18 protein-coding genes are annotated in these 25278 nt (G+C 42.2%); 11 read left to right on the top strand and 7 right to left on the bottom strand.

The annotated features are described in order from the left end of the window. Window positions 1–9 precede the first annotated feature (9 nt). From G458_RS0116410 to G458_RS21065, 7 genes are all read left to right on the top strand, one after another. Complete coding sequence (locus G458_RS0116410) at window positions 10–1506, top strand: RagB/SusD family nutrient uptake outer membrane protein (RefSeq protein WP_026952853.1); 1497 nt, start codon at window positions 10–12, stop codon at window positions 1504–1506. Window positions 1507–1611: 105 nt separating this feature from the next. Then, complete coding sequence (locus G458_RS0116405) at window positions 1612–2541, top strand: dihydrodipicolinate synthase family protein (RefSeq protein ID WP_026952852.1); 930 nt, start codon at window positions 1612–1614, stop codon at window positions 2539–2541. A 27-nt stretch (window positions 2542–2568) separates the two neighbouring features. Further along, window positions 2569–5283: a sodium:solute symporter family transporter gene (locus G458_RS21075; RefSeq protein WP_051287394.1), complete on the top strand. Its 2715-nt coding sequence runs from the start codon at window positions 2569–2571 to the stop codon at window positions 5281–5283. A 1-nt stretch (window position 5284) separates the two neighbouring features. Next, window positions 5285–6841 (top strand): sialidase family protein, encoded by a 1557-nt coding sequence (locus G458_RS0116395; protein ID WP_245579285.1) that lies wholly within the window; start codon window positions 5285–5287, stop codon window positions 6839–6841. Beyond that, window positions 6838–8034, top strand: a complete 1197-nt coding sequence (locus G458_RS21070; protein ID WP_035468394.1) for an AGE family epimerase/isomerase — start codon at window positions 6838–6840, stop codon at window positions 8032–8034. Before G458_RS0116395 ends, G458_RS21070 begins: the two co-directional genes overlap by 4 nt. Next, the gene (locus G458_RS0116385) at window positions 8031–9134 is read left to right on the top strand and encodes an SGNH/GDSL hydrolase family protein (RefSeq protein ID WP_026952850.1); all 1104 of its coding nucleotides are present in this window, start codon (window positions 8031–8033) and stop codon (window positions 9132–9134) included. The genes G458_RS21070 and G458_RS0116385 overlap by 4 nt, the downstream gene beginning before the upstream one ends. After that, on the top strand, window positions 9097–11232 hold the full coding sequence (locus G458_RS21065; protein ID WP_169719279.1) for a family 20 glycosylhydrolase: 2136 nt from the start codon (window positions 9097–9099) through the stop codon (window positions 11230–11232). Before G458_RS0116385 ends, G458_RS21065 begins: the two co-directional genes overlap by 38 nt. 75 nt (window positions 11233–11307) lie before the next feature. Here the strand turns inward: G458_RS21065 and G458_RS0116375 are convergent, their stop codons facing one another. Further along, a complete protein-coding gene (locus G458_RS0116375; protein WP_026952849.1) occupies window positions 11308–11559 on the bottom strand; it encodes a hypothetical protein in 252 nt (83 codons plus the stop codon). Window positions 11560–11660: 101 nt separating this feature from the next. On the opposite strand from G458_RS0116375, the gene G458_RS0116370 reads away from it, so the two are divergent. Next, window positions 11661–12773 (top strand): polysaccharide deacetylase family protein, encoded by a 1113-nt coding sequence (locus G458_RS0116370; RefSeq protein WP_245579284.1) that lies wholly within the window; start codon window positions 11661–11663, stop codon window positions 12771–12773. 55 nt (window positions 12774–12828) lie between these two features. On the opposite strand, the gene G458_RS0116365 is transcribed toward G458_RS0116370, so the two are convergent. Next, window positions 12829–13974 carry a glycosyltransferase gene (locus G458_RS0116365; RefSeq protein WP_051287392.1) on the bottom strand — a complete coding sequence of 382 codons (1146 nt, stop codon included), beginning with the start codon at window positions 13972–13974 and terminating at the stop codon, window positions 12829–12831. An 870-nt stretch (window positions 13975–14844) separates the two neighbouring features. Between G458_RS0116365 and G458_RS0116350 the strand changes: the two genes are divergently transcribed. The 3 genes from G458_RS0116350 to G458_RS0116340 are packed head-to-tail and all read left to right on the top strand — an operon-like array spanning window position 14845 to window position 16335. Beyond that, window positions 14845–15288 (top strand): hypothetical protein, encoded by a 444-nt coding sequence (locus G458_RS0116350; RefSeq protein WP_026952846.1) that lies wholly within the window; start codon window positions 14845–14847, stop codon window positions 15286–15288. Between the two features lie 15 nt (window positions 15289–15303). After that, window positions 15304–15624: a hypothetical protein gene (locus tag G458_RS0116345; protein WP_051287390.1), complete on the top strand. Its 321-nt coding sequence runs from the start codon at window positions 15304–15306 to the stop codon at window positions 15622–15624. Window positions 15625–15627: 3 nt separating this feature from the next. Next, window positions 15628–16335, top strand: coding sequence for a LytR/AlgR family response regulator transcription factor (locus G458_RS0116340; protein WP_026952844.1), 708 nt, complete (start codon window positions 15628–15630; stop codon window positions 16333–16335). Here G458_RS0116340 and G458_RS21055 read toward each other — a convergent pair. The 5 genes from G458_RS21055 to G458_RS0116320 all read right to left on the bottom strand — a co-directional run bounded on the left by G458_RS21055 (window position 16332) and on the right by G458_RS0116320 (window position 25169). Then, a complete protein-coding gene (locus tag G458_RS21055) occupies window positions 16332–20285 on the bottom strand; it encodes a PAS domain-containing hybrid sensor histidine kinase/response regulator (RefSeq protein WP_051287388.1) in 3954 nt (1317 codons plus the stop codon). The two genes, G458_RS0116340 and G458_RS21055, sit on opposite strands and share 4 nt — an antisense overlap. 581 nt (window positions 20286–20866) lie before the next feature. Further along, window positions 20867–21040: a hypothetical protein gene (locus G458_RS21820; RefSeq protein WP_157359839.1), complete on the bottom strand. Its 174-nt coding sequence runs from the start codon at window positions 21038–21040 to the stop codon at window positions 20867–20869. Window positions 21041–21115: 75 nt separating this feature from the next. After that, on the bottom strand, window positions 21116–23086 hold the full coding sequence (locus tag G458_RS0116330; protein WP_026952843.1) for an NHL repeat-containing protein: 1971 nt from the start codon (window positions 23084–23086) through the stop codon (window positions 21116–21118). Window positions 23087–23088: 2 nt separating this feature from the next. Then, window positions 23089–24153 (bottom strand): dihydrodipicolinate synthase family protein, encoded by a 1065-nt coding sequence (locus tag G458_RS0116325; RefSeq protein WP_026952842.1) that lies wholly within the window; start codon window positions 24151–24153, stop codon window positions 23089–23091. Next, window positions 24153–25169 (bottom strand): NAD-dependent epimerase/dehydratase family protein, encoded by a 1017-nt coding sequence (locus G458_RS0116320; protein WP_026952841.1) that lies wholly within the window; start codon window positions 25167–25169, stop codon window positions 24153–24155. The genes G458_RS0116325 and G458_RS0116320 overlap by 1 nt, the downstream gene beginning before the upstream one ends. Between the last annotated feature and the right edge of the window lie 109 nt (window positions 25170–25278).

The following is a 25278-nucleotide window of genomic DNA, read 5'->3' as shown; positions in this document are numbered from 1 at the left end:
CCGAAAGCCATGAAACTAGCAATAAAAAAATTAGGGCTTTACAGCGTCCTATTAGGAGCACTTTCCTTTTCCAACAGCTGTACAGATCAATTAGAACTCACTCCAGTGAGCAGTATTACCACTGCCGGATTTTGGGTTAGCGAAGACAATGCCAACGGGGCCTTGAGTGGAATGTATGTCAGATTCCGTGACGAGGCTTCCAACAATCTGTTTTTTTGGGGAGAAAGCAGAAGTGAAACCTTAACCTACGGGCTACAGGCATCAGAAGGCCGAGAGCGATATTTTGAAAATACCCTTGACCCCAATTTTGCAGGACCAAACTGGCTCAGATTGTACACCGTAGTGCACGATGCCAATTTGATCATCAAGTATGTACCGGGTATCTCTTTTAGCAACCCATCCAATAAAAATAAAATGCTTGCTCAAGCCTATACCATGAGGGCCTATATCTATTTCCTTATGGCAAAAACTTGGGGGGGAGTGCCAATCGTCACGGATCCGACCGAAGGATATGATGCAAAGACTACATTTAAACCAAGATCTTCGGTTGAAGAGGTTTTTTCTCTGATCAAATCAGATTTAGACCAAGCATTGGAGTTGTATCCAAATAACAATTTAGCACAGGGAAAGGCCTTTTGGTCCAAACCTGCAGCCCAAATGCTTAAAGGAGAAGTTTATCTATGGACAGGAAAAAAACTTAACGGCGGACAGGCGGATTTGACGGCAGCTTTAAAAGCCTTAACAGAGGCTGCTTCTGCTCCGGGTTTGGCTTTGCAGAGTGACTTTGACAAAATCTTCCGATACAACAACAAAGGCAACTCTGAAATCCTATTTGCGGTCAGATTTCTGGACCTAGAATCAGGAGCCAATTACAACAGCACACTGTACATCCGGGATGATGAGATCCCTTCCAAGATCAGTACTCTAGCAAAAGCGCTCATTGGACAGGGAGGGGGACTAAACCGAATGGCTCCGTCCAAGATTGTCCGCTCAGCATTTCATGAAAAAGACAAAAGAAAGAATGCCTCATTCGTCGAGATTAATATCCCGGATTCTCAAGGGAATCCCTCTTATTATGGATCGGTCGTAATGAAATATCGCGGATTTGTAGATCCTTCCGGAAGGAGATTTATCGATGATGTGATAATCTACAGATATGCAGATCTGCTACTGTTGATTGCTGAAGCGAAAAATGCATTAGGGCAAGACCCAAGTACTGAAATCAACCAAGTTCGGCAAAGGGCTTACGGGGCCGATTTCAACGAATTCCGGTTTGTATCGGGAACAAAAGCACAAAATGACGAAGCCATCCTACAGGAACGGTTGCTGGAATTGTGCTTTGAAGGAAAAAGATGGTGGGATTTAGTTCGATTTGAAAAAGCTTTTGAGAAAGTGCCATCTCTCCAGAATCGAGTCAGCCAAAAACATCTTGAACTATGGCCGATTTCCTTAGGAACAATCAGTCTAAATTCTAAAATCACCCAAAACCCCGGGTACGGTAATTAAGGTAAAGTTAAAGGTAAATAGTTTAATTGATTGGGTTTCAAGATTGAAAATGAGCCGGTGTTTTCGCCGGTTCCTTTTTCCTTGATTCTCAACTACTCTCAAACCATGAAATTTCAAAAAATAAACGGCCTAATAGCAGCCACTTTCACTCCTATAAATAGTCAAGGAAACTTAGATCTTTCCCAAATTCAGGATTATGCTTGGCTATTAAAAGCTAATCATATAAAAGGCGCATTTATTAATGGGACAACAGGTGAAGGAGCCTCCCTTACATTCGCTGAAAAAAAGGAGTTAATCGATGCCTGGGCTCCTTTCAATTCTGAGGAATTCAAGATCATAGCCATGGTCGCCGGAACCTCCCAAAAAGAAGGGAAAGAGCTGGCTAGTTATTGCCAGGAAAAAGGGTTGTACGGAATATCTGTCAATGCTCCCTATTATATCAAGCCTAATTCGGTGGAGTCCCTTACAGAATTTTTCAAACCGATTGCTGAAGCTGCCCCTGAATTAGCATTCTATTATTACCATATCCCTTTGCTTTCTCAAGTGGATCTGCCGATGCTCCCCTTGTTGGAATCTGCCGGTGAATCTATTTCCAACTTTGCCGGAATCAAATACACCCACACGGATTTAATGGAATTCAATCAATGCCTGAGGTATAAAAATGGAAAATTTGACATTTTATGGGGTTGGGATGAAATGCTACTGGCTGGACTGGCTATGGGAGCCGTAGGTGGTGTTGGCAGTACCTACAACTATGCCGCCCCATTGTATTATCAACTTATCCATGAATTTCAGCAAGGAAATTTGGACAAAGCATTGGCACTACAGGAAAAATCTATCGACGTTATTTCTCTTTATCCCAAATTCGGAGGGGCGGTCACTGGAAAGGCAATTCTAAGCCAATTGGGCATTGAATGTGGTAACTTCAGATCTCCCGGAAATTCAATTTCCCAGAAAAAGAAAGCAGAACTTCTGCAAGAGTTAGAAAGGTGCAATTTTTTTGAATTCTGCATGCAGCCTTATCATAAGCAATAAGTTTCACCCAAAATAACCAGACAATAAGTGAATAAATTCTTTTCAATTTTTGCCTTATGGATTCTATTTGGGGGGCAAGTTAAGGCGCAGGAGGGCTTTTCTACCGAATCATTGGTTTGGGAAAAAGTCACAAGTTTCCCAATTGCCAAAGGAGACGGATTTGAAAAAGGCTTTGCGGGAATGTATGCCGGAAAACACAATGGGATAATCATCCTTGCCGGAGGTGCAAATTTTCCAGATAATCCTCCCTCAAAGGGTGGCATTAAAAAATACTGGGACCATATTTCTCTGATAAAGAAAGTGGGAGGAAAATTTCAATGGGAAAGTTTGGGAGAGCATAAATTACCCAAACCACTTGCCTATGGAGCGGCAGTTAGTAGTAAGGAAGGATTAATTCTTATTGGTGGGGAAAATGAAAATGGAGACCATTCGGATGTCTTAAAAATCAGTATCCGGCCCGACACGAAGCAGCTTGAAATAACTTCACTTCCACCCCTACCCTTGCCTATGGCCAATACCTCAGCGGTAATTATCAATGAGGTGATTTACCTAGCAGGAAGCTTGAGTTCAAATCGTGAAGGAATTTTCCTTAGTTATGACCTAAAATCCACGAATTCTAAATGGCAATCTCTCCCTTCTTGGCCAGGTCCTCCCCGAAATCATTTTGGACTAGTCGTTCAATCCGATGGAGAGTCTGATAAAATATTTCTTTTTGGGGGAAGATTTAAGGGAGATTCCAGCAGCAGTCAGGTTTTTTCGGACAATTTTAGCTATAACCCCATCCATAGAACCTGGACCAAAAAATCTCCTATTCAAACTGGAGATGGCACTGAGTATCACCTATCGGCCTTTACTGCTGATCCTTTGGGCTCTGGACATATACTGCTGATTGGGGGGGTGGAACCGGAACCTTTCAATTCCCTTGAAAAATTGGAGAATCAACTTGTTTCTACTCCCAAATTTTCCACTCAATGGGAGTCTTTATCGCAAAAAAGAGACAGCATTCTATCCCATCATCAAGGATTTAGTAGGAGCGTCCTTGCCTATCATACGGTTACGGATACTTGGACAAAACTAGAAGACCTCCCATTTACAGGTCCTGTTAATTCAACCTTAGTGACTCTGGACAATTCCGCATTGTTGATTTCGGGAGAAATTGCACCGGGGCACCGCAGCCCCGATATATATGAACTTAAATTAATCAGTCATCAAGCATTTGGTGCGCTTAATTACACAATCCTGATTGGGTACTTGGGCATTTTAGTTTTGATAGGTATTTGGGTTTCCCGTAAGCAGCACGACGCAAGTGATTATTTCAAAGCAGGTGGGAGGGTGCCTTGGTGGGCAGCTGGAATCAGTGTATTTGGCACACAACTTAGTGCGATTACGTTTATGGCTATTCCCGCAAAAACGTTTTCAACTGATTGGACTTTGTTTTTCCTGCTGTTAACTATTATCATGATTTCCCCGGTCATTATAGCTTGGTTCCTTCCTTTTTTCAGAAGACTTAATCTAACCACGGCCTATGAATACCTGGAAATGAGATTTGATTCTAAAATCAGACTTTTGGGAAGCTTGGTTTATGTAGCTCTTCAGCTCGGTCGACTTGGAATTGTCTTACTCCTTCCCTCTTTAGCACTTGCGGTAGTCACAGGAATTGAAGTAGAAGTTTGTATTCTCCTAATGGGAGTATTAAGTATTTTTTATACAGTATTGGGCGGTATAGAGGCAGTAATTTGGACAGACGTGGTCCAAGTAGTGATCCTATTGGGAGGAGCTTTTATCTGCCTACTATATCTTGGCTTATCCATGAATATGGACTGGAATCTATTCCAAAGTGTAGTCTTAGAATCCGGGAAAATGACAATTTTCGACTGGAACCTAGATTTTACTGGAACAGCCATTTGGGTAGTATTATTTGGAGGATTAGCCTCCAATCTTGTCCAGTATGGAAGTGACCAAACAGTCATCCAGCGATATCTTACTACAAAAGATGAAATGACTGCAGCAAAAGGAATTCGAACGGGTGCATGGATGGCCCTTCCTTCTGCCCTGATTTTCTTTTCTATCGGAACTGCTTTGTATGTCTTTTACAAAAATCAACCTGAGCAATTATCTCCTATAATCCCCAATACAGACAGTATTTTCCCCTGGTATATAGTCACTCAATTACCCAATGGAGTTTCAGGATTATTGATTGCGGCGGTATTTGCGGCTGCAATGTCCAGCCTGGATAGCAGTATGAATTCTGTGGCTACGGTAATCACTATTGATTTTCACAAGTCCATGGAGAGAATTACCCAGAAATCAATTCGTCCATTAAATTTTGCCCGAGCTGTCACCATTTTAATTGGAACTCTGGGAACCGGGCTAGCTCTATGGATGGCCAATCTCGGAATCCCATCTTTATGGGATCAGTTCAACATGCTGATAGGCTTGTTTGCAGGAGGATTGGGAGGAATATTTTTGATCGGAATTATTTCCAGAAAGGTCAATTCTCAAGGCGCCTTAATTGGCTTTGTAGGGAGTGCATTAGTACAGATTTTAATAAAATACCATACAAGTCTAAGCATTCATTTGTATGCCTTAACGGGATTAGCCAGCGCTATGGCAATCACTTGGCTGTTTAGTGCTTTCTTCCTTCCACCAGCCCCTTCACAAATAAAAAATCTAACCATACATTCCTTGATTTCTTCATCCAAATCTCCCAAAGTCATTAAGAAGAAATCTCTCCCAGTATAACATGAAACTTCAATTCATCATGATCAAAAACCTATTCATTCTTCTATTTACCGGATTTTCCACGATTTTATTAGGTAATTGCCAAGAGGAGATCCGACCCAATCGCATTGGGAAATATGAGCCTGTTTTTGTCCCATTGCCTCAAAATCAGTGGGTTCAAATAGGAACTATAGTATTCGAAACTCCCCAAAATTTGGAAGGTCAAAAACTTATTTTAGAAGTCAAAAGCGGGGAGCCTATTGCGGAAATCCAGCTTTCCGCCAAAATCTCCAAAGATGAGTCAGTGGTATTGGCTCAAAAGAGTTCTGTGCAAGGGGAGTTTTCCTTAGAATTCCCCAAAGGACATTCACAGGATTGGTCACGAGTCCATATATCCGTCAAATTGGATCCAAATCACAATCTAAAAGATCGGCTAACGATAAAGCCCAAGGGATTTCTGGATAATAAGGAGCTCATTACGCTTACTCAAAATCGAGAAATTCAATCTTATCGTGTCGCCATGCCTCTTCGGGATTTTGGAGACGACGGGGTCAACTCGTACAGAATTCCCGGTTTAGTCACTAGCACAAAAGGGACCCTATTAGCCGTCTATGATATTCGGAGAAATTCTAGCCGAGATCTACAGGGAGATATAGATGTGGGAATGAGCAGAAGTACAGATGGTGGTCAAACTTGGGAGCCTATGAAAATCATAATGGATATGGGAACCTGGGGAGGCCTCCCAGAAGATCAAAATGGAATTGGTGATCCCGCAATTTTGGTGGATCATGAGACTGGTCATATTTGGGTGGCGGCACTTTGGATGCATGGAAAACCCGGAGAAATGGCTTGGAATTCCTCTAAACCAGGGTTGAGTCCCCAAGAAACAGGGCAGTTTGTAGTAGTCAAATCTGAAGATGATGGGATCACCTGGTCTCAACCTATAATTCTCACAGACCAGCTCAAAAATCCTGAATGGAATTTATTCTTCAACGGACCGGGTAAAGGAATCACTCTCAAGGACGGGACTTTGGTTTTCCCAGCACAATACAAAGACAAAAACCAAATGCCCTTTAGCACCCTAATTTACAGTAAAGACAAAGGACAAACATGGCACGTAGGCACGGGAGCCAGATCCAATACTACTGAAGCACAAATCGTAGAACTTAATGATGGCAAATTGATGCTGAATATGCGAGATAACCGAGGAGGAAGCCGTTCCATTGCTGTAACCTCTGACTTGGGAAAAACCTGGACTGAGCATCCTACTTCCCGAACCGCACTACAAGAGCCGGTATGTATGGCCAGTCTAATTGACAATCCATATTCGTCTGGAATGCTTTTATTTTCCAATCCAGCTACTGAAAAAGGACGCCATAATATTACGATAAAAGCAAGCTTAAATGATGGGAGTTCTTGGCCTTCTGACATGCATGTGTTACTGGATGAGGGCACGGGATGGGGCTATTCATGCCTGACCATGATCAATGAGGAAGAAGTGGGCATCCTTTACGAAAGCAGTGTCGCCAATATCACATTTCAGATAATCCCTTTAAAAGAAATTTTGGGTAAACAATGAAAACCAAATATTCAGAACAATACAAAAATGCTCTTTTGGATGATGTTATCCCTTTTTGGGAAATAAACTCTCCAGATCCTGTTTATGGTGGATATTTCACCTGCCTAGACCGTGAAGGAAAAGTGTATGACACTGATAAATTCGTTTGGTTGCAAGGAAGGCAGGCTTGGACTTTTTCCATGCTTTACAATCAAGCAGAACAAAAAACCGAGTGGTTGGAAATATCCAAAGACGGGATTGATTTTCTAAAAAAATACGGGAGAGATAGTAAAGGAAGATTTTACTTTTCGCTTACCAGAGAGGGAAAGCCACTAATTCAGCCTTATAATATCTTTTCAGACTGTTTTGCAACTATGGCCTTTGCCCAGTATGGACATGCCACCAAAGATCAAGAAAGTTTGGATTTAGCAAAATTTACATTCCAAAATATCCTTTCACGAAAAACCAAACCAAAAGGAATTTACACCAAGGCATTTCCTAAAACCAGACCCCTGAGAAACTTTTCCCTACCTATGATTCTCAGCAATTTATGCCTGGAACTGGAACACCTCCTTGATCCCAACTTGGTCGAAAAAACACTGGATGATTGCATCCATGAAGTAATGGAGGTTTTTCTAAAGCCAGACACCAACCTGATTTATGAAAATCTTCTTGAGGATGGAAGCCTCTCGAATTCCTTTGAGGGGAGACTGATCAATCCCGGTCACGGAATCGAGGCAATGTGGTTTATGATGGATATCGCAAGTCGACGCAAAGACACCACGCTCATGAACAAAGCGGTAGACACTGTAGAGAGAATTTTGGAATACGGCTGGGACAAGAAATACGGAGGAATATTCTATTTTCTGGATGTGAAAGGTCATCCCCCACAGCAATTGGAATGGGATCAAAAACTCTGGTGGGTGCATCTAGAAACTTTAGTTGCCCTCGCCAAAGCTTACCGATTTACCAAACGCCCCACAATCTGGGCCTGGTTTGAAAAAGTCCATCAATATACTTGGAATCACTTTCCTGACCCAGAATACAAAGAATGGTATGGATACCTCAATCGTCAAGGTGAAGTACTTCTGCCACTTAAAGGAGGGAAATGGAAAGGATGTTTTCATTTGCCAAGAGCTTTGTTTCAGGTTTGGCAAACTTTTGAGCATATTGAAAAAGAACAAGCTGAAACTCAAACCACTGCCTACCCATGAAAAGAATCTTTTCCACGATCCTATTCTTCTTTTATCTTCTCTTCACAGGAATTCCCCTCTGCTATGCCCAAAAGGTCTGGAAGGACCCATTAGCAGAAGGATTCCCTGTCATTGAGGGGAGATTAAACGATCATACTGATTATTCAAGAATGCCCTTTAATCTCAAAGATTCTGTTAGGAAAGTAGTCTGGGATCTTTCACAACAGTCTGCTGGATTATCTTTTAGTTTTACCACAAACTCCTCTAAAATTCAGGTAGAATATCTGGTAATAAAACCAATACAACTAGCCCATATGCCTGCCACGGGAGCCAGCGGTGTGGATCTCTATGTGTTGGACCAGGCACAACAATGGAAATGGATTAGGGGAAATTTCAGTTTTGGAGACACCATTCGTTATGATTTTTCCTGGGATCAAGAATCTGCAAAAGAGGGAAAATTCACATTGTTTTTACCCCTATACAATCAAGTGAAACAACTCCGGATCGGTATAGACTCAAATTCAACTTTTGAATTTTTACCACGTCCATCCCAAAATCCCATTGTAATTTACGGAACTTCCATAGCTCAAGGCGCTTGTGCTTCAAGACCTGGAATGGCATGGACTAACATCCTACAAAGAGTATTGAATCAGCCAATTGTCAATCTTGGTTTTTCAGGAAATGGAATGCTGGAAAAAGAAATCATCCACTTTATAGGTAATGAAAAAGCAAGTCTATTTGTCTTGGATTGCCTTCCTAACCTGGTTTCCTCTAAAGGGTTAAGTGATCAGGAAATCAGCGGTCGAATTCTATATGCAGTTCAATATTTACGTCAAAAGCATCCTAAAACCCCAATTTTACTTACTGCTCATGCGGGATACTCTGATGGTGAAGTGGATCCTCTTAGAAAAGGTATGTACCTCCATATCAACAAACTCCTCGAAAAGGAATTTAATTCGTTGTTGTCAGAGGGGATGGAAAAGATATTTCTGTTGGAAAAAGAAGAAATCGGACTGACTGAAGCAGATTTTGTAGACGGAACTCATCCAACAGACGCGGGTATGTTAAAATATGCCCAAGCCTATGTTCAAAAGATTCTTGAAATCAATTCCTCTGATTAAATATAGAATGCATCACTTGGGTATTCTTCTTGGGTTTCTTCTGTTTAATTCATTCTCACAAGAAAAGGATTCTGGAATTTTTGAAAAATCTGTTTTAAGTGAAACCCCTACAAATTCCAGTATTGTCAGTATCAACCCTTCTCCCTTTCCACCAAATTCTATTCATTGTACGACCGCAACGGAAAACCTTATTCCCCAGCCACAAAAGATCGAACTTCTGGAGGGAGAATTTTTCCCAGCGGTCAATTGCGATCACCTAGACCTCTGGGGTAAATCCATTCTAAAGAAAAAGTCCTTCAGGGAAATAAATGAATCCCGTCCCTCCTGGCTAAATCTTAGTATAATACCTAATTTGAAGTTTACCCCAGTCAATTCAGAGGAGGCCTATTCCTTAGAAATCAATGATTCAGGGATTTACATTCAAGCCCAAAGTCTCAAGGGTATTTTTTATGGTTGGCAGACTTTGAAGCAACTCCAAAAAGTCCAAAAGGATGGGACGATAAGTTTCCCATTCGTAAAAATTCAAGACTGGCCAGCTTTTAGAATCCGGGGTTTTATGCACGACTTAGGTCGCAGTTTTATTCCAATCAAAGAATTAAAAGAGCAAGTTCAAATCCTTTCCGCATACAAAATCAATTTTTTTCATTGGCATTTGACAGAGGACATTGCCTGGAGGCTGGAGATTAAGGCCTTTCCTGAATTAACTCATCCTTCCAATATGACTCGCTTCCCCGGATTGTATTATAGCCAAGCTGAGGTTCGTGACTTTTTGGATTTTGCAGAAATGCATGGCGTTCAGGTAATTCCTGAAATAGACATGCCCGGGCATAGTGCGGCTTTTGAGCGGGCATTGGGGGTGGATATGCAGACTGAAGAAGGAATATCAGCGCTGAAAATAATCTTGGAAGAAGTCCGGGAACTCTTTAGAAATTCCGATTATATCCATTTGGGGACTGATGAAGTCAAATTCACCAATCTTGATTTTGTGCCGGAAATGGTTGCTTTTGCAAGGGATTTGGGATTTAAGGTAATTTCCTGGAATCCGGGATGGGAATATAAAGAAGGTGAAATTGACCTCCTTCATCTATGGAGTTATAGGGGTAAACGTTTGGGGACCGTACCCGTTGTTGACTCCAGATTTCATTACATCAACCATTTCGACCCATTTGCAGATTTAATTTCCTTGTTTAGAAGTAATGTATTGGGTCAAAACCAAGGGGATTCAGTGGTAGCTGGATCAATTCTTGCCACCTGGAATGACCGCTCCTTACCAACTTCTGAATCTATTCTTAGAGAGAATAATTTCTATCCTTTGATGCTAACCTTTGCAGAAAGACTTTGGAAAGGTGGAGGATATGGCTATTTCAATGACCTTGGAGTAAAGTATCCTCAGGAAAAAAAGGAACAGGAAGCCTGGGAAATATTCGAAAACAAACTTCTTTTTCACAAAACATCCTATTTTTCTCAATACCCATTCCCCTATTTCAAACAAAGCCATCAGAAGTGGAATATCACATTTCCCTTTGATAACCTGGGAAAATTGGACAGCGTCTTTCAAATCGAGAAAATTCTCCTGGAATCGGACAATTTGGAGACGATACCCCATTTTCATGCACAAGGAGGGACAGTGTATTTGAGACATGTCTGGGGTGATTTAGTACCGGGCTATATCACAGACCCCAAACCCAATTCCACGGTCTATGCATATGCCTGGATTTATTCCCCGATTCACCAACAAGTAGATGCCTGGATTTCATTTCATGATTACAGTAGATCCGAAAAAGACCTTCCTCCATCAAAAGGTAAATGGGATTGGAATGATAGCAGAATTTGGGTTAATGGTCAAGAGGTTCTTCCACCCAATTGGCAAAATTATCATACTATTCTTGATCCAGAAATCCCTTTAACCAATGAAAATTTTCAAAGCAGAAATCCCACTGAAATCCAATTGCAGGAAGGTTGGAATAAAGTAGTATTAAAGCTTCCTATAGGAAAATTTAGCACACCTGAAATCAGGTTAAATAAATGGATGTTCAGTTTTGTTCTAATCCATGGAGAGAATTTAGAATGGAGCCTAAATAATGAAAGGAAAAAATAAATATCAGAGAAGCACTATTTTCAGCTCTCTGACCATTATCTCTTGACTTCACTTTCTGCCTTTCCCTAATCCAATCTACCTCACCCTCGATTCTGAATACAAGTCATAAGCTGCAACCAAAGATTCTTTGGAATAGGATGTTCCAAACCGCTCATAGGAGTCCAAATCCGCCCTTTGTTCTAAGTAGGCTGGGAAATATCTCCTTTCCAATTCATCCCAAATGATAGCCAAATAGGCGTATTGTATTTTGCTGGATCTCCCATTTTCCATCCAGATTTCAAATTGGGACTCCTCCAGGGATTGAGGATAATCAGGGCTGTTGAACATGCCACAAAATAAAAGCAATCTCGGGAATGAGCATAACCTCGGGATCAGTTTTGGGTGATTTGTCGAATCCTGGCTCAATGTGGAGTAGGAAACATTTTCGAATGGGACAGTCCAAATTTGCCTACTTCATGTTTTTGATTTTGGCAGAGATTTACCCATATTCGAATAGAACAATAAGTAAATCTTCACCCTTTTACTTGTTTTGTTTTTTTTCCAACCCTTCTGACGGCATGCAAACCGGTTCATTTACGATAAGTCTTGATTTCGAACTTCTATGGGGTATTTTCGACAAGGTGGGTAACAATTACCGCCCCGAATATTTTGCCAATACCCGCAGAGTAATTCCCCAAATGCTTGAGCTTTTTGGTAAAAATGAAATTTCAGTGACTTGGGCTACCGTAGGGATGCTTTTTGCAGAAAATGAGGAGGAGTGGAAATATTATTCGCCCGAGTTTTTACCCTCTTATCGGGACAAAAAACTTTCCGCTTATGAATGGGCAAAGACCCATGGCTTGAGGCCGGAAGTTCATTTTGCTCCAGAATTAATCCGTCAGATTTTAGATACTCCTTTTCAGGAACTAGGCTCACATTCTTATGCCCATTATTATACGCTTATGCGTGGCCAAAGCCCGGAGCAGTTTGTCCAAGACCTGAAATCCACCCAAAAAATCGCTCATGAAAAGTTTGGCGTTCGGCTGAAATCTTTGGTTTTTCCTAGAAATCATATCAATGAACTTTATCTGGGACATTGTCTGGAAGAAGGCTATGAATATGTCCGAGGAAATCCCAAGAACTGGTTTTGGCAGGAAACCCAGCACGAAAGCTTTGGTAAAAAGCTGTTTAGGTCAGCAGATTGTTTTTTCCCTGTAGGAACCAAGCCTTCTTTCCATCTTTCAGAAATCAAGGTTTATGACAAGGAACCGGTGATTATCCCTGCTTCCAGGATATTACGTCCAATAATTCCACAAAACCCACTTTTTAATTCCATTCGCTTTCAAAGGATTCTTAGTGAAATGAGTCATGCTGCCAAAAATAAACAGATTTATCACCTGTGGTGGCATCCACACAATTTTGGAAATGATCCCAAGGGCAGTATGAAAGAGCTTGAAATTTTGATTCAGCATTTTAGAAAACTTAGGGAAACCCATGGTTTTGAATCTCATTCCATGGAAAGCTTGGGGCAAAAAGTCAAAGCCAGACTCCAACCGGCTTGACAGAGCCTTCCTTCGACAAGCTCAGTATAGTGAAGAGTTTGTCGGGTTGGTTAAATCAACTTTTGGTTTTTGCTAAAACCTCAAGGTAAATTTTTTCCAAGGCATCGACCATTTTCTTCATGCTGAAGTTTTCGATTACCTGAACTCTGGAAGCCTTCCCCATTTTCTTTCGTAGTTCTTGGTCTAACAGCAATTTTTCACAATGCTCTTCCAATTCCTCCCAGGCATCGATTTCAGTCAAAAAGCCCTGTTTTCCGTGCTGGATAACCTCTCCAATTCCTCCAGCTCGAGTAGCTACCACAGGCACCTCGCAGGCCATTGCCTCCAGCATCGCAATGGGCAGCCCTTCAAATTCCGAGCTGCTGAGATAAATATCCATCAGGTTCAGGTATGGAATAACTTCCTTTTGAACGCCTACCAAATGGAAATTTACCGCAAAGCCGGACTCCTCAATCTGCCGAACAATCCTGGCCTTCCATTCTCCGTCTCCAACCAGTAAAAAATGCACATTAGGATGTTTTTTCAGGATTCTGATTGCGATTGCTACCCAAAGCCAAAGTCTTTTTTGGGAACGGAACACTGCTACTTTACCAATCACCGGAGAATCTTCAGGTATCCCCAGCCGCTTTTTGAATTCCGCTATTTCAACATCCAACTTTTTAAAAACATCTGTATTTACCCCATTTTGAACCACTTTTACTCTCAGCCTTCCTCCTCTTTTGTAAGGATCCCAGATTGAGTTGAGCTGCATGGAAAGGGCTACTTCATTGGATACGGCAATGGCCACATCCTGATTTTTGAAAGTCAGACGATTCCCCCAATAAGACACCCTATTATACCGCTCCCAGGTATTGTGTTCGGTATATACAATAGGAATATCCAGCTTTTGACCTACAAATCTGGCCAAAATACCGGCCCAAGGCAGGTGGGCATGGAGAATGTCAAAGTTATTTTCCCGAACAAAGTCACGGACTTTCTGAACCTGAAAAAACAGACCCAAATTCCCTGAGGGTATGAGATGAACCTGGATTCCAGCTTCTTCTAGTTCATCCACGATATTCTGCTCCTGATAATAAAAATAGAGGCAATGAAACTCAAACCTGCTTTGATCATGCACTTGGGCAGTTTCAGGAATTAGCTTCTCTGCTCCACCTCGGCCCAGGGATTTGATCAGGTGCAAAACTTTGATTTTCTCTTTCACTGAAGAATTTTGACTAGTCTGCAAACCTAAGGAAAGTAGGGGAAAAAGTTTAGAAGTTGGTGGGGTTAGTAATCGGGTGGTGGGTTGGTCAACAGTCCACGGACGACAGACCACAGCCACTTCGACCAACCAATCTACCCCACAATCAGGCAATAACTTTAGCCAGAAAATTTTCGAGCTGAGTAATAAGATCACAAAATCTCAAAAGATTTTATTATGATTATCCGCAATGATACCACTTGGAAATTTAATGAGTAGATATGAAGGTCAATGCCTGGTAGCCTAAGATCCATAGGATCGTAACTATTCATAACCTCCGGTGTAGCCGGGGGCAAAGTCAAAATAGTAGAAAAGGAACCCTGGAGGGGTGAATAGTTGAAGTTTCACCCCTTCAGGGTTCAATAAAGGGAAATTTTCAATGGCTGCCCTGCACTTCGTACAGGGTCATGAATGGTTTGGCTCCTTCGGAGCCACTTAAAAATTCTGTGAAAATTTCAGCATCAAAAATCTTATTCTGCTTTCACTTTTGTACTGGTAGAATAGCGGATAGACATAGATTTTATTCTTGCCTCTTGCTTCTTGCCTCTTGCTTCTTGCTTCTTGCTTCTTGCCTCTTGCCTCTTGCCTCTTGCCTCTTGCTTCTTGCCTCTTGCTTCTTGCTTCTTGCCTCTTGCCCTTTGAAGGCCCTTTTATCCCAAATACCTCAAAAACTGGATATAACTAAACCTCAGAAAATTACCTTTCACCGATAGATAAACGGCGACCACCCTCAGGTGACCTAATTTTTATTTTCTGAAGACTAGTTTTGAGTATCCTTTAAAAAGGAAAAAGTTGTTTAATCACCTTTTTGTCCCCTCAAATTCTAAGACTATGAAAGCAGAAAATTCACACGCCAGTCAAATTTCCAATTCAGGAAACGAGTTTCTTGAAAATCTAATTGACACTTATGAGTTGATTGCAGGAGTTTTCAAGGAATTGGGGGGGCAAAACAACTTTACACCCAAACTAGACCGAACACTTCCTTTCATTTCCGGAAGAACTGACTTGGTCAGAAAAATACTTTACCTCTTTATTTCTGATCTGGTTCAGTCCCATGGCACAGACTGGAAAAGCAATTACATGTTTGTCTCACATTCTCAGGAAAAAAATTGTTGGATATTCAATTTCCATCCTTTGGACACTTTAGAGGAATCAGATTATTGGAATAAAACCGCATTAGAAACCACCAACCCTACTCTTGCACCATTTTCTCTTCTGATTCCCAAAAGTTCAATCCGAGACACCTTCAGTAATTCTAATATCACCAACCTTTAAACTAATCCTATGAGCATGACACCATCCTTTGGTTACCTCGATAGTCTCTCTGGTGGAAATGATAAGTTTAAAGAAAAGATCATCAAAATCTTAATCTCAGAATTACCCAAGGAGCATGATTTACTTAAACTCGCCATCCAATCAGACAACTTTTTTTGGGCTGCTGAGATCGTTCATAGAATCAAACAAAAGGTTTCCTTTCTTGCAATGGAAGATGCCTATAAAGTTGTGGACCAATTTGAAAATGAAATTCGAGAAGGAGAACTAAAAAATCTTCAAAAATTTGAAGAAATCATCCATAAAATACTTAATTTTCTTGCAAGAACTCATGAGTAATGTATGGATTGTATTGTTTTGGATGATGAAAGTGTCTCCAGGGAAATAATAAATTTTTTATGCGATCAAGAGCCCAATACCAACCTGGTTGGTAGTTTTTCCTCGGCCATGGAAGCATTTAAATTTTTGAATCTGAGAGAAGTAGATCTGATATTTCTGGATATTCACATGCCTGGTTTTACCGGTTTTGAATTTATTCAAACCCTAAAATCCCCCCCTCTGATTATCATTACCAGCTCGGATACTGAGCAGGCCTCAGAGGCTTTTTCCTATGATAGCATCATTGATTTTCTCAAAAAACCCATCGACCCGGATAGGTTTAAAAAAGCGATTGATAAGGCGCTAAAAATCAAGAAAAAAGATCTGGGAAGTATGTCAAAGGAACCTTCTTTGTCTAGCCAGGAACATGTTTATATTAACATTGATAAAAAATTAATCAAGCTGGATATAGCTGAAATCAATTTGTTGATAGCTGATGGAGATTATGTGAAAATTCTGACCACCGGCAATGAATACCGGGTGCACACCACTCTTTCCAATATGCAGCAAAAGCTACCGGCCGATACATTCATGAAAATTCATAGATCGTACCTGATAAACCTCCACAAAATCGTTGACATACAGGATAACACTATTCTAATTGATAAGACTGTAGTTCCGATCAGTCGAACTAGAAGGGCTGAGTTTATCAGAAGGTTAAATCTTATTTAGTCACTTTTTATGGCCTTTTCCGCCATCAGGCTCAAGACCAATCGGCTTTCTTTCAAAATTTTGTCTGCTAGATCCCGGATTTTGGGTTCCTCCCAAGTTTCCTGTAGCTCCAATTCTTTAGATAAAACAGCTAGCAAATCCATTCCAGAACTGATGGCAGTACCATAGAGCTTGTGACCGAACTCTTTTACAGTCTCTAAAGAAGCAGAGTCCACTGCAAGTGCTAAAGTATCCGGAAGTGCTCCCAACTCCGCCTGAACTAGTTTTAAAATATTCGCCAGAAACTCCTTATTTCCATCCGTGTATTTGATCAGCTTTTCTTGGTCAAAATGGAGAAGCTGGATCTTTTCATCTTCAAGATTGGGATCCTTCTCCGGTTCGGATTGACTCAACCACCTGTAAAGAACCTCCTTCATAGTTTTTTCTACGACAGGCTTTACGACAAAGTCATCCATACCAATACTGATACATTTTTCTCTTTCTCCCTTGACATTGCCAGCAGTAAGTGCAATGATGGGAATATCCTTACAGGTATCCAGAGAGCGGATTTCCTTGGTAGCTTCATATCCATTCATAACGGGCATTTGCACATCCATCAGAATCAAATCAGGAGCTTGTTTTTGACAAAGTTCTATAGCCTCCTGCCCGTTCAAAGCTTTCTGGAGAATGCAATTGGGAAAAATCTTCTTAAGCAGTGACTCTGCCAAAAGCATATTGACTTGATTGTCTTCCGCCACTAGAATCCGATAGGCCTGAGTGAGCTGCACTTCCTCTTCCTCCTTGATTTGATTTAGGTCTTGTTTTTCCGAAAGATGAGAAAGGACATGGTACAATTCCTGAATCTTCAGTGGCTTGATGAGACGGAATTTGACATTCAGGTTTTTACATTCCTGAATGAGTTTACTATCATCGGAGGAGCTATGCAAAAGTAAAATTGGCATTTCATCCAAATGGTCTTGAAAACTTTCCCGTATTTTCTTGATTGTCTCCAATCCATCCATGAAAGGCATGTGATAATCCATCAATACCACATCGCAGGAATTTCCGGTAGCCAAAAATTGGAGTGCCTCAAATCCATTGGTAGCTTCATGAGTTTTGATGTTTTTGAGCCGAAGCATTTGAGACACAATCAGGCGATTGTTTTCATTATCATCCACCACCAAAACGTCCTTGATTTCTTCCAAACCATCCCAATCGATGGCATCGCCCTCTTCCGATTTGAACCAAATATCAAAATAGAATAAACTCCCCTCGCCCTGCTTGGATTTGAGTTGGAGTTTACTTTCCATTAAGCCCAGAAGTTTGTTGGAAATGGTCAAGCCTAGTCCAGTTCCACCATACTTTTTGGTGGTGGAGCTGTCTTCTTGGGAGAAAGCTTCAAAAATCTTTGCCTGTTTTTGTGGAGCAATTCCTATTCCGGTATCTCTGACAGAAAAGCGCAGCATGGAGCGATCCCCATCTTGCTGCAACTGTTCTATTTTTAATTCTATTTCTCCTTTTTCGGTGAATTTGGCTGCATTCCCTAAGAGGTTTACCATCACTTGCTTTAGGCGAACTGCGTCTGCATAGATAAATCTAGGCAAGTTGGTGTCCACGTTAAGAAGCATCTCCAAGCCTTTCTTTTGAATCTGATACGTGATGATATCAGTAGCTTGTGAGGCTATGGAATAAAGATCATTTTTGTCGATATCCAATTCCAATTTACCAGCCTCGATTTTTGAGAAGTCCAAAATGTCGCTGATGATCCCAAGAAGGGAGTTTGCTGACTGGTGAACAATATTCAGGTATTGAGCTTGGGTTTCGTTGAGTTTGGTCTTCAAGACCAAATCAGTAAATCCGATAACCCCATTTAGCGGAGTACGGATTTCATGGCTCATATTGGCCAGAAATTCAGATTTAGCTTTGCTAGCCTCCTCGGCTTGGGTTTTTGCCTCCTGAAGTTCCTGCCGTCGGACTACCATCTCGGTCACATTTTGTGAAAGAACCATCATTCCTCCTATAGTCCCGTCATAGAGATACCAGGGCCTCATTTCCCAAGAGAGGTATTGGGGTTCTTCAATTCCGGGAAGAAACACCTGTTCCTCTTGCCTTCCAACAACCTCCCCCTGAAGTACCTGTTGATGCCATACATAGGACTCATCGGTGATGATATCTGCAAACAAGTCATAGTGTGATCGGCCAATAACTTCTGACTCTTGGAGTTTAAATTCATTTACCCAGCGGTTACTGACTGCCAAATAATTCAAGTCCCGATCTAACATAGCCACTGCAGCAGGAGTATGCTTTACGAAAGCTGAAAGCCTACTCTTTTCATTGATCAGCTCGATTTCAACCTTACGTTTTTCGGTGATGTCCACTGCAATTCCCAAAAATCCAATGACGGTTTGATTCGTATCTCGAATCGGTGTCACTACCAAATCCACTTGTCGGCGGGTACCATCTTTGCAGATATAGGTCCAGTTTTTTTTCTCAGAACCATACTTTTCTGCACGAGCTACAAATACCTGAAATCCTTCCACGGGTTCACCAAATTCCTCGGAGACCTCTTGTGAATGTTGAATAATCTCTTCCTTGCAATGAATGATTTCGGGAGTATGTTTTCCGACTAATTCTTTGGCTTTATACCCCAAAAGTTTCTCAGCTCCACGGTTAAAAACTGTAATCAAACCCTGGGTATCCGTAGCAATAACACTGACCTCCGAAGAAGCATTAAACACATCATCCAGAAGTTTTTTGGCATTGGCAGCTTCTAATTCTGCCTTTTTTGCTAGATCTATATCCTGAAAAGTACCAACCAACCGGATGGTTTTCCCCTTCTCCTGAATCGCCTTTCCGACAGCCCTTACCCAAACATTTCTGCCTTTGGCAGTTACAATCTGCAAATCCAGATTCCAGGGTTCCCCATATCTGATGGCACGATCCACCGCTTTGGATATTATCTCGCGGCTCTCTCCTTCCTTATAAAAATGAATCCCTTCTTCCAATTTCGGCACATACCCCTCTTCCACTTCATGGATCATGGCAGTAACAGGTGTCCAGGAAAGTTTATTGGTAAGGAGGTCCAGTTCCCAACCTCCCACTCTAGCCACACGACCAGTCTCTTCTAGCAGTTCTTTGGTTTCTTTTATGTCTTTTTCAAGTCTTACCCGGGAGGTGATATCCACCGCATTCCCAATGATATAGGGCTTTTGGCCATTATCGGGGTATTGAAGAATATTATTGAAAAGCCAAACTTTTTGAGTTCCATTTTTCGTGATGACCTGCATTTGTCCTTCCGCTTTACCTTTGGTTTTTATTTCCTCCAGATAACCTGATATTCTTGGGTGAAAGGATTTGGGAACCAAGTCGTAAAGGGACTTTTTCAAAATTTCCTCTTGGGTAAAGCCGATCATCTTGGCTCCGGCGAAATTGACTGTCAGAAAGTTCCCTTCCAGATCATGAGTACACATGAGGCCTTGGGAATTTTCAAAAAACTCCCCTAAAAGGAGATTGCTCTCCCGAAGTCTGTTTTGCTGCAGCATTTCACAAACCTCCTCTCCAATCAACTTCAACCCCTTTATTTTACTTGGACTAAGGGTTCGATAGGCAGTATCTGCAATGGCAAATCCTCCCAATCTCATTTTGCTGTAATCTCTTAGAATTAATACTCCCAAAGGGACCAAACCTTCCAACAGCTTCTCGGATGACTGAGGTGCCTGAATGAAATTTTCTTCACTTTCCTCTGTTGAAATGGTATTCAAAAATGTCTTCCAAAATTCGGGGGATACTTCACTATCCTTTCCAAAAAGATGTATGTTTTTTCCTTCTAGAATGAAAAAAACAACTTTGGCATCGTCCGCTACGATACTCGCCAGTTGGCAATATTTTTCAAAATCGGAATTGGCAGCAGCGGCAAAGAGAGCATTCTGCTTTTCAGAAAATGGAATATCCGAACCTAGTGGAGAAATCATTGAATCATTGTTGGTTTAGAGAACAAAAGCCTGTCAATCCTGAGCTCTAAAGAGCTAGTAAGAGACTTAGAAAATATCCAAAGGAAAGGGTCAAATTGGTTCTCAACAGGCTTAATTACAAAACAGTTAAAACTTATTGAATACCAATTATTCTCCAGAAAATTTACTATTCCAAATATCTGGGGAATTATATTTTGATGAAATAAATGATCTATTAATAATTTAATATTCCATTGGGAAATAGTACAGGAATTGTGCTGTGAAAGGCAATTTTATAGAGTGATATGAATAGGAATCAAAGTCTTTCGGAAACGGTTGGAGGTTGTGGGTTGTGGGTTGTCAACAGTCCTCGGACGACGGACCACAGTTGTCTCGAAATCCGAAATCCGAAATCAGGAGAGGTTGTGGGTTGTCGGTTGTGAATAGGTCAACAGGGTGGAGTTATAAGTTTAAAGGGTAAAGTTTAAAGTTGGGGATGTGAGTTGTCCGATGTCGGATGTGAGTTGTCGGTTGTCGGTTGGTCAACGGACTACGGACGACGGACCACAGTTGTCACGAAATCCGAAATCTAAAATCCGAAATCAGGAGAGGTTGTCGATTGTGAGTTGTCGGTTGTGGGTTGTCAACGGTCCACGGACGACAGACCATAGTTCACTTACTGACTCCAAAATGGCATTTCTCTCCAGAGTTTCATTAATTGATACAGTATTAAACCGTACAGACACGTGGCCGGCACCCATGATCGCCTTCCTCATTTCTACTTTATGGGTGCCGTACCAATGTTGCCTATGATTTCACAAAAAACCCTTTTATTCAACTCCCTGCATTTATTATTGGACTGAGGGTCTGTATGACCACAAATCTGTTTTTCTCTTAAAATAAAGCGTTCCATCCTCACCCATTACCAACAAAGCAGCTTCTTTGGCCAGCTGGGTATATTCCAGGGTTTTCGGATTTAGTTTGAAGAGTTTTTCCCAATCTGTCCCGTAAATATTTCCGTCCGGATGCAAAACCATAAATGCACTTCTCCAGATATGGCTTTTGAAAGGAGGATAATCAAACAGCTTGGTAACTGATTTTACTTTTCGGGCTTTTGGGTCGAAAATAAACAATTGTCCATCTCCCATCCCCCAAATGGAGCCATCCGGCATGTTCAAAAAGCCTGTCAGCGCCGAAGCTCCCGGCACAGGAATAATGTCAAATAGCTTCTCTCCTGTCTCCGGATTCCAACCCACCAGATGCGCTTCTTTGGTTTCTGGAGCTATCCCCAAACCACCGGAGATGGTAGTACCTACCAACACATAGTCCCCCGTATAGGCCAAACCTGCAATAGCCTGTTTTTCCACTGGACTTGGAAAATGCTTCAGCTCCTCTGTTTGGGCATCATATACCACCAAAGCTCCACCCAATTTGCCATACTCAGGAATCATCCCAAAAACCAGCTGCTTTTTATCCTTCAACACCACCTGAGTAAATGCCCTGCTTTGGTTTTCAATCTGTCCCAAAAACTTGGGATTCCCTTCTTTAGGCTTCCAAGCGGACTTGGTATCATAGACATAAAATTTCCCTTTGGGATAAATTCCAAAGAAAATCTGATCTCCGAATACAGACATGCCTTCAGTCTGATCTAATCCCGGAAGAAAAGTGGATTGACCCGTTTTGGGATCGTAAGCGGCGTTCCCTCCAGCCAGATAACCTCCAGACCAGATTTTCCCATCGGGGCCGGTCACCAAGGAATGGATGGGAATAGGCTGACCGGGAATTTGAAGCTTATTTTTTGACAGAGAATTATCCTTAGGGTTGAAAACAAAAAGATTTGCTCCCGAAGTCAGAAAATAAACTTTTCCGTCCTCCCCATAATGGAAAGCTAATGCGGTTCCGATCTCTTCCCCCAAAACCTCTGCAGTCTGGTAATTTTTGGATGGATCAAAGCGCTTTAACTGAGATTTGGAAGTGAGATAGACTGTCTTCCCAGATGGCTCCCCTGTAATGGCCCGCATGTCCATGCCCTCAATTTCCTGTTCGAATTCCCGAGTTTGGAGGTTATATACCAGAGTAATGCTTCCATTGGTAATCAGGGCAAAAAGACGGTCATTTCCATCAAGTCCGGGAACAATCTCCAATCCATAAACAAATTCATAGTTTCTGAATTTTTCAGGCAGAAGCTCCTTCTTTTCGCCGGTTATTGGATTGAGCTCGATCAAGTGGGCTTTTGAGCCAACTCCTGCATAGAGCATTCCGGTTTTGGGATAAAAGGCCAAGCTTCGGACATAGTTTTGATTCTCGACCAAAGGACCTTTTCCCACATCCGAAAATCCATCTTTGGGATGGTATCGAAATACCCGGCAACCCGGATAAGTGGCTCCAAAAACCTCTCCATCAGCCCCTGCCGTAAGATTCCAAAGGTAGTTTTCCCCTTCAAGCACTACCCCCAAATCTTTGACCTCCTGGGTTCCCGGAATATGCGCGAAAAGACTTCCATTAGCTCCCGGAGCATAGATAGTTCCATCTGTGGATTGAGCCAAGTCCCAGGCCCCATCTGCCTCAGGCAAGGCCTGGTCGAGGATCAGTTCCCTGGTTTCCACATCATAGCCTAGCAAATGCGCAGGCTCACCCCGAACCACTGTATAGATCAACTGACGGTCCTGAGGTCCTTTTGCAAATACACTTCCCTGAATCATGGACGCAAAAAGCTGAGCCCCATGATTGGTGAAACGGGTAGTATCTACCTGAGCTATTGCATTGGACAACTGGGACAAAAGAATGAAGGCAAAAAATGCCCATTGGATCAATTTCTTCATGGTTATTGGATGGATTGGGATAAAAACTGCTGCACAAATGCATTGTCATGGAGCTGGGGATAATCCCGGTAAACCCGATCGATTTCTTCCGATTGTCCAGGCGACATTACCTCTTGGGGATTAAGACACCATATTCCTTTCAGTAGTCCCTGTCTTCTGAGAAATTCATGCATTCCCGGAATGCAGCCATGGAAATGATTCGCTGGATCAAACATCACGGCATTGACATCAGTGACTGCAATTCCCTTGGTAAGTAACCTCGCCCAATCTTCCCCAGTACCTGTGGCCTTACAGGATTTAATTTCCTCTAAAAGTTCCACGGCTTTTTCAGTCCAAACCGCCCAATGACCTAATAAGCCTCCCACGAATTCTTTTTCGAAGACTTTTCCTCCCACTTCAAAACGGTATTTGGTCAGCAGATCGGCAACAATATTGTCATCATTTCCGGTGTACATGGCAATTTGATCTCTTCGGCTGCTTTGGGCGACAGCACGCATCACGTCGAGCGTTTGGTAACGGTTAAAAGATGCACATTTGATTGCTTCTACGTTTTCGATTTCCGCAAATTGCTCCCAAAAACCATAGCTGAAGATTCTTCCTCCTACAGAGGGCTGAAGGTAAAATCCAAAAACTGGAATTATGGAAGCCACTTCCTTAACCCGATTGAGAATTTCTGCTTCAGTCCAAGCCTGCAAGCCTCCCATACTCAAAAGTCCCATGTCATAGCCATATTTCAGGGCAGTTTCTGCCTCAGAAATCGCCTGAAGTGTAGGCCCACAAATGCCAGCTACTTTCACAAAAGGACGGTCGAGTTGGGCTTTTTCAACTTCTTCTGCAGCAAGAGACAGCACTTTTTCAAAAAGCATGTGCTGAGGATCCCGGATTTCAAATTGGGTGGAATGCACCCCGACGGCTACGCCTCCAGCTCCAGAAGAAATGTAGTAGCGGGTGAGTTGGCGCTGCATCGCTTCGTCCAACTGACGATTGGCGTCCAAAGCCAAAGGATGGGCAGGAATAACCGTGCCCTGATGAAGGTGTTGTTTTAAAGTTTGATTCAATGTCTTCATTAGAATTTTCCTCCTCTTTCTTGAAAATGTGTAGCTTTTCCAAACTCCTCTCCTCCCTGGCTGATCCAGGTAGCCGTGATATCGATAATTTCCCGGATGGTGACTCGGGGGTAGCCAAAGATTCGATGGCATTCCGAGGCATTATTAAGTAAAGCTGTACCGCTTGGTTCGTTGATAAAAACCGGTTCCTTTCCAAACCGAAGCCCAAATTGCTGGGCAATCCAGCGGGTGGAAAGAATTTCCGGACCTGTTACATTCAGGATTTTGGCCGGTGACTCGCAATGCAAAAGGGAACGGATTGCGATTTCATTGGCATCTCCCTGCCAGATCACATTGACATTTTCCGTTCTCAGGTCTATTGCCTTTCCATCTCGAACTGATTTGGCGATTTCCATCACTACCCCGTAGCGAAAATCCACCGCATAGTTCAGCCTATAGATCAAGGTTGGGGTATGATTCTTTTTGGAGAAATATTCAAAAATTCGCTCTCTCCCAAGGCATGACTGAGCATATTCTCCCAAAGGGTCTGGTGCTGTTTCCTCTGAGGCTCCACCGGAAGTCACCGGCACAAATGGCAGAACGTTTCCAGATGAAAAGGCAACTATATTGGAGTTTTTATACTTTTCAGCCACTCTGCCGGGAAGGTAGGCATTCATGGCCCAGGTGAATGATTCGTTGCCCGTAGTCCCGAATTTATTGCCAGCCAGATATATCACATTGGCTACCTCTGGCAGTGCCTGAAGTTCGGCATCATTGAGAAGATCACAGGAAATGGTCTCTACTCCTGTAGCTTCGAGTTGGGCTTTTGCTTTCGGGTCGGAAAATCGGGAAACTCCGATAATTCGCTTCTTAACCCCCGCTGCCTGTGCTGCCTGCACGGCTAATTTCCCCATGCTAGGGCCCATTTTACCTCCAATTCCCAAGAGGATAATGTCACCTTTGAGGTTTGCTATGTCCTCTATCAGGGCTGGAGATGGGGCTAGTAGTTCGTTTTCGAGTTGGATTAAGTCTTTCATCTGTTTGGGTTGTGGGTTGTCTGTTGTTGGATGTCGGTTGTCAGTTGTTGGTTATTGGTTATTGGTTATTGGTTTTCGGTTGTCTGTTGTCAGGCTGAGCACTTGAGAG

Source organism: Algoriphagus mannitolivorans DSM 15301, from assembly GCF_000429425.1.
In the GTDB taxonomy this organism is placed as follows: Bacteria; Bacteroidota; Bacteroidia; order Cytophagales; family Cyclobacteriaceae; genus Algoriphagus; species Algoriphagus mannitolivorans.
The sequence above is the reverse complement of the archived record's forward strand: the minus strand, read 5'-3'. Positions and strand labels throughout refer to the sequence as shown.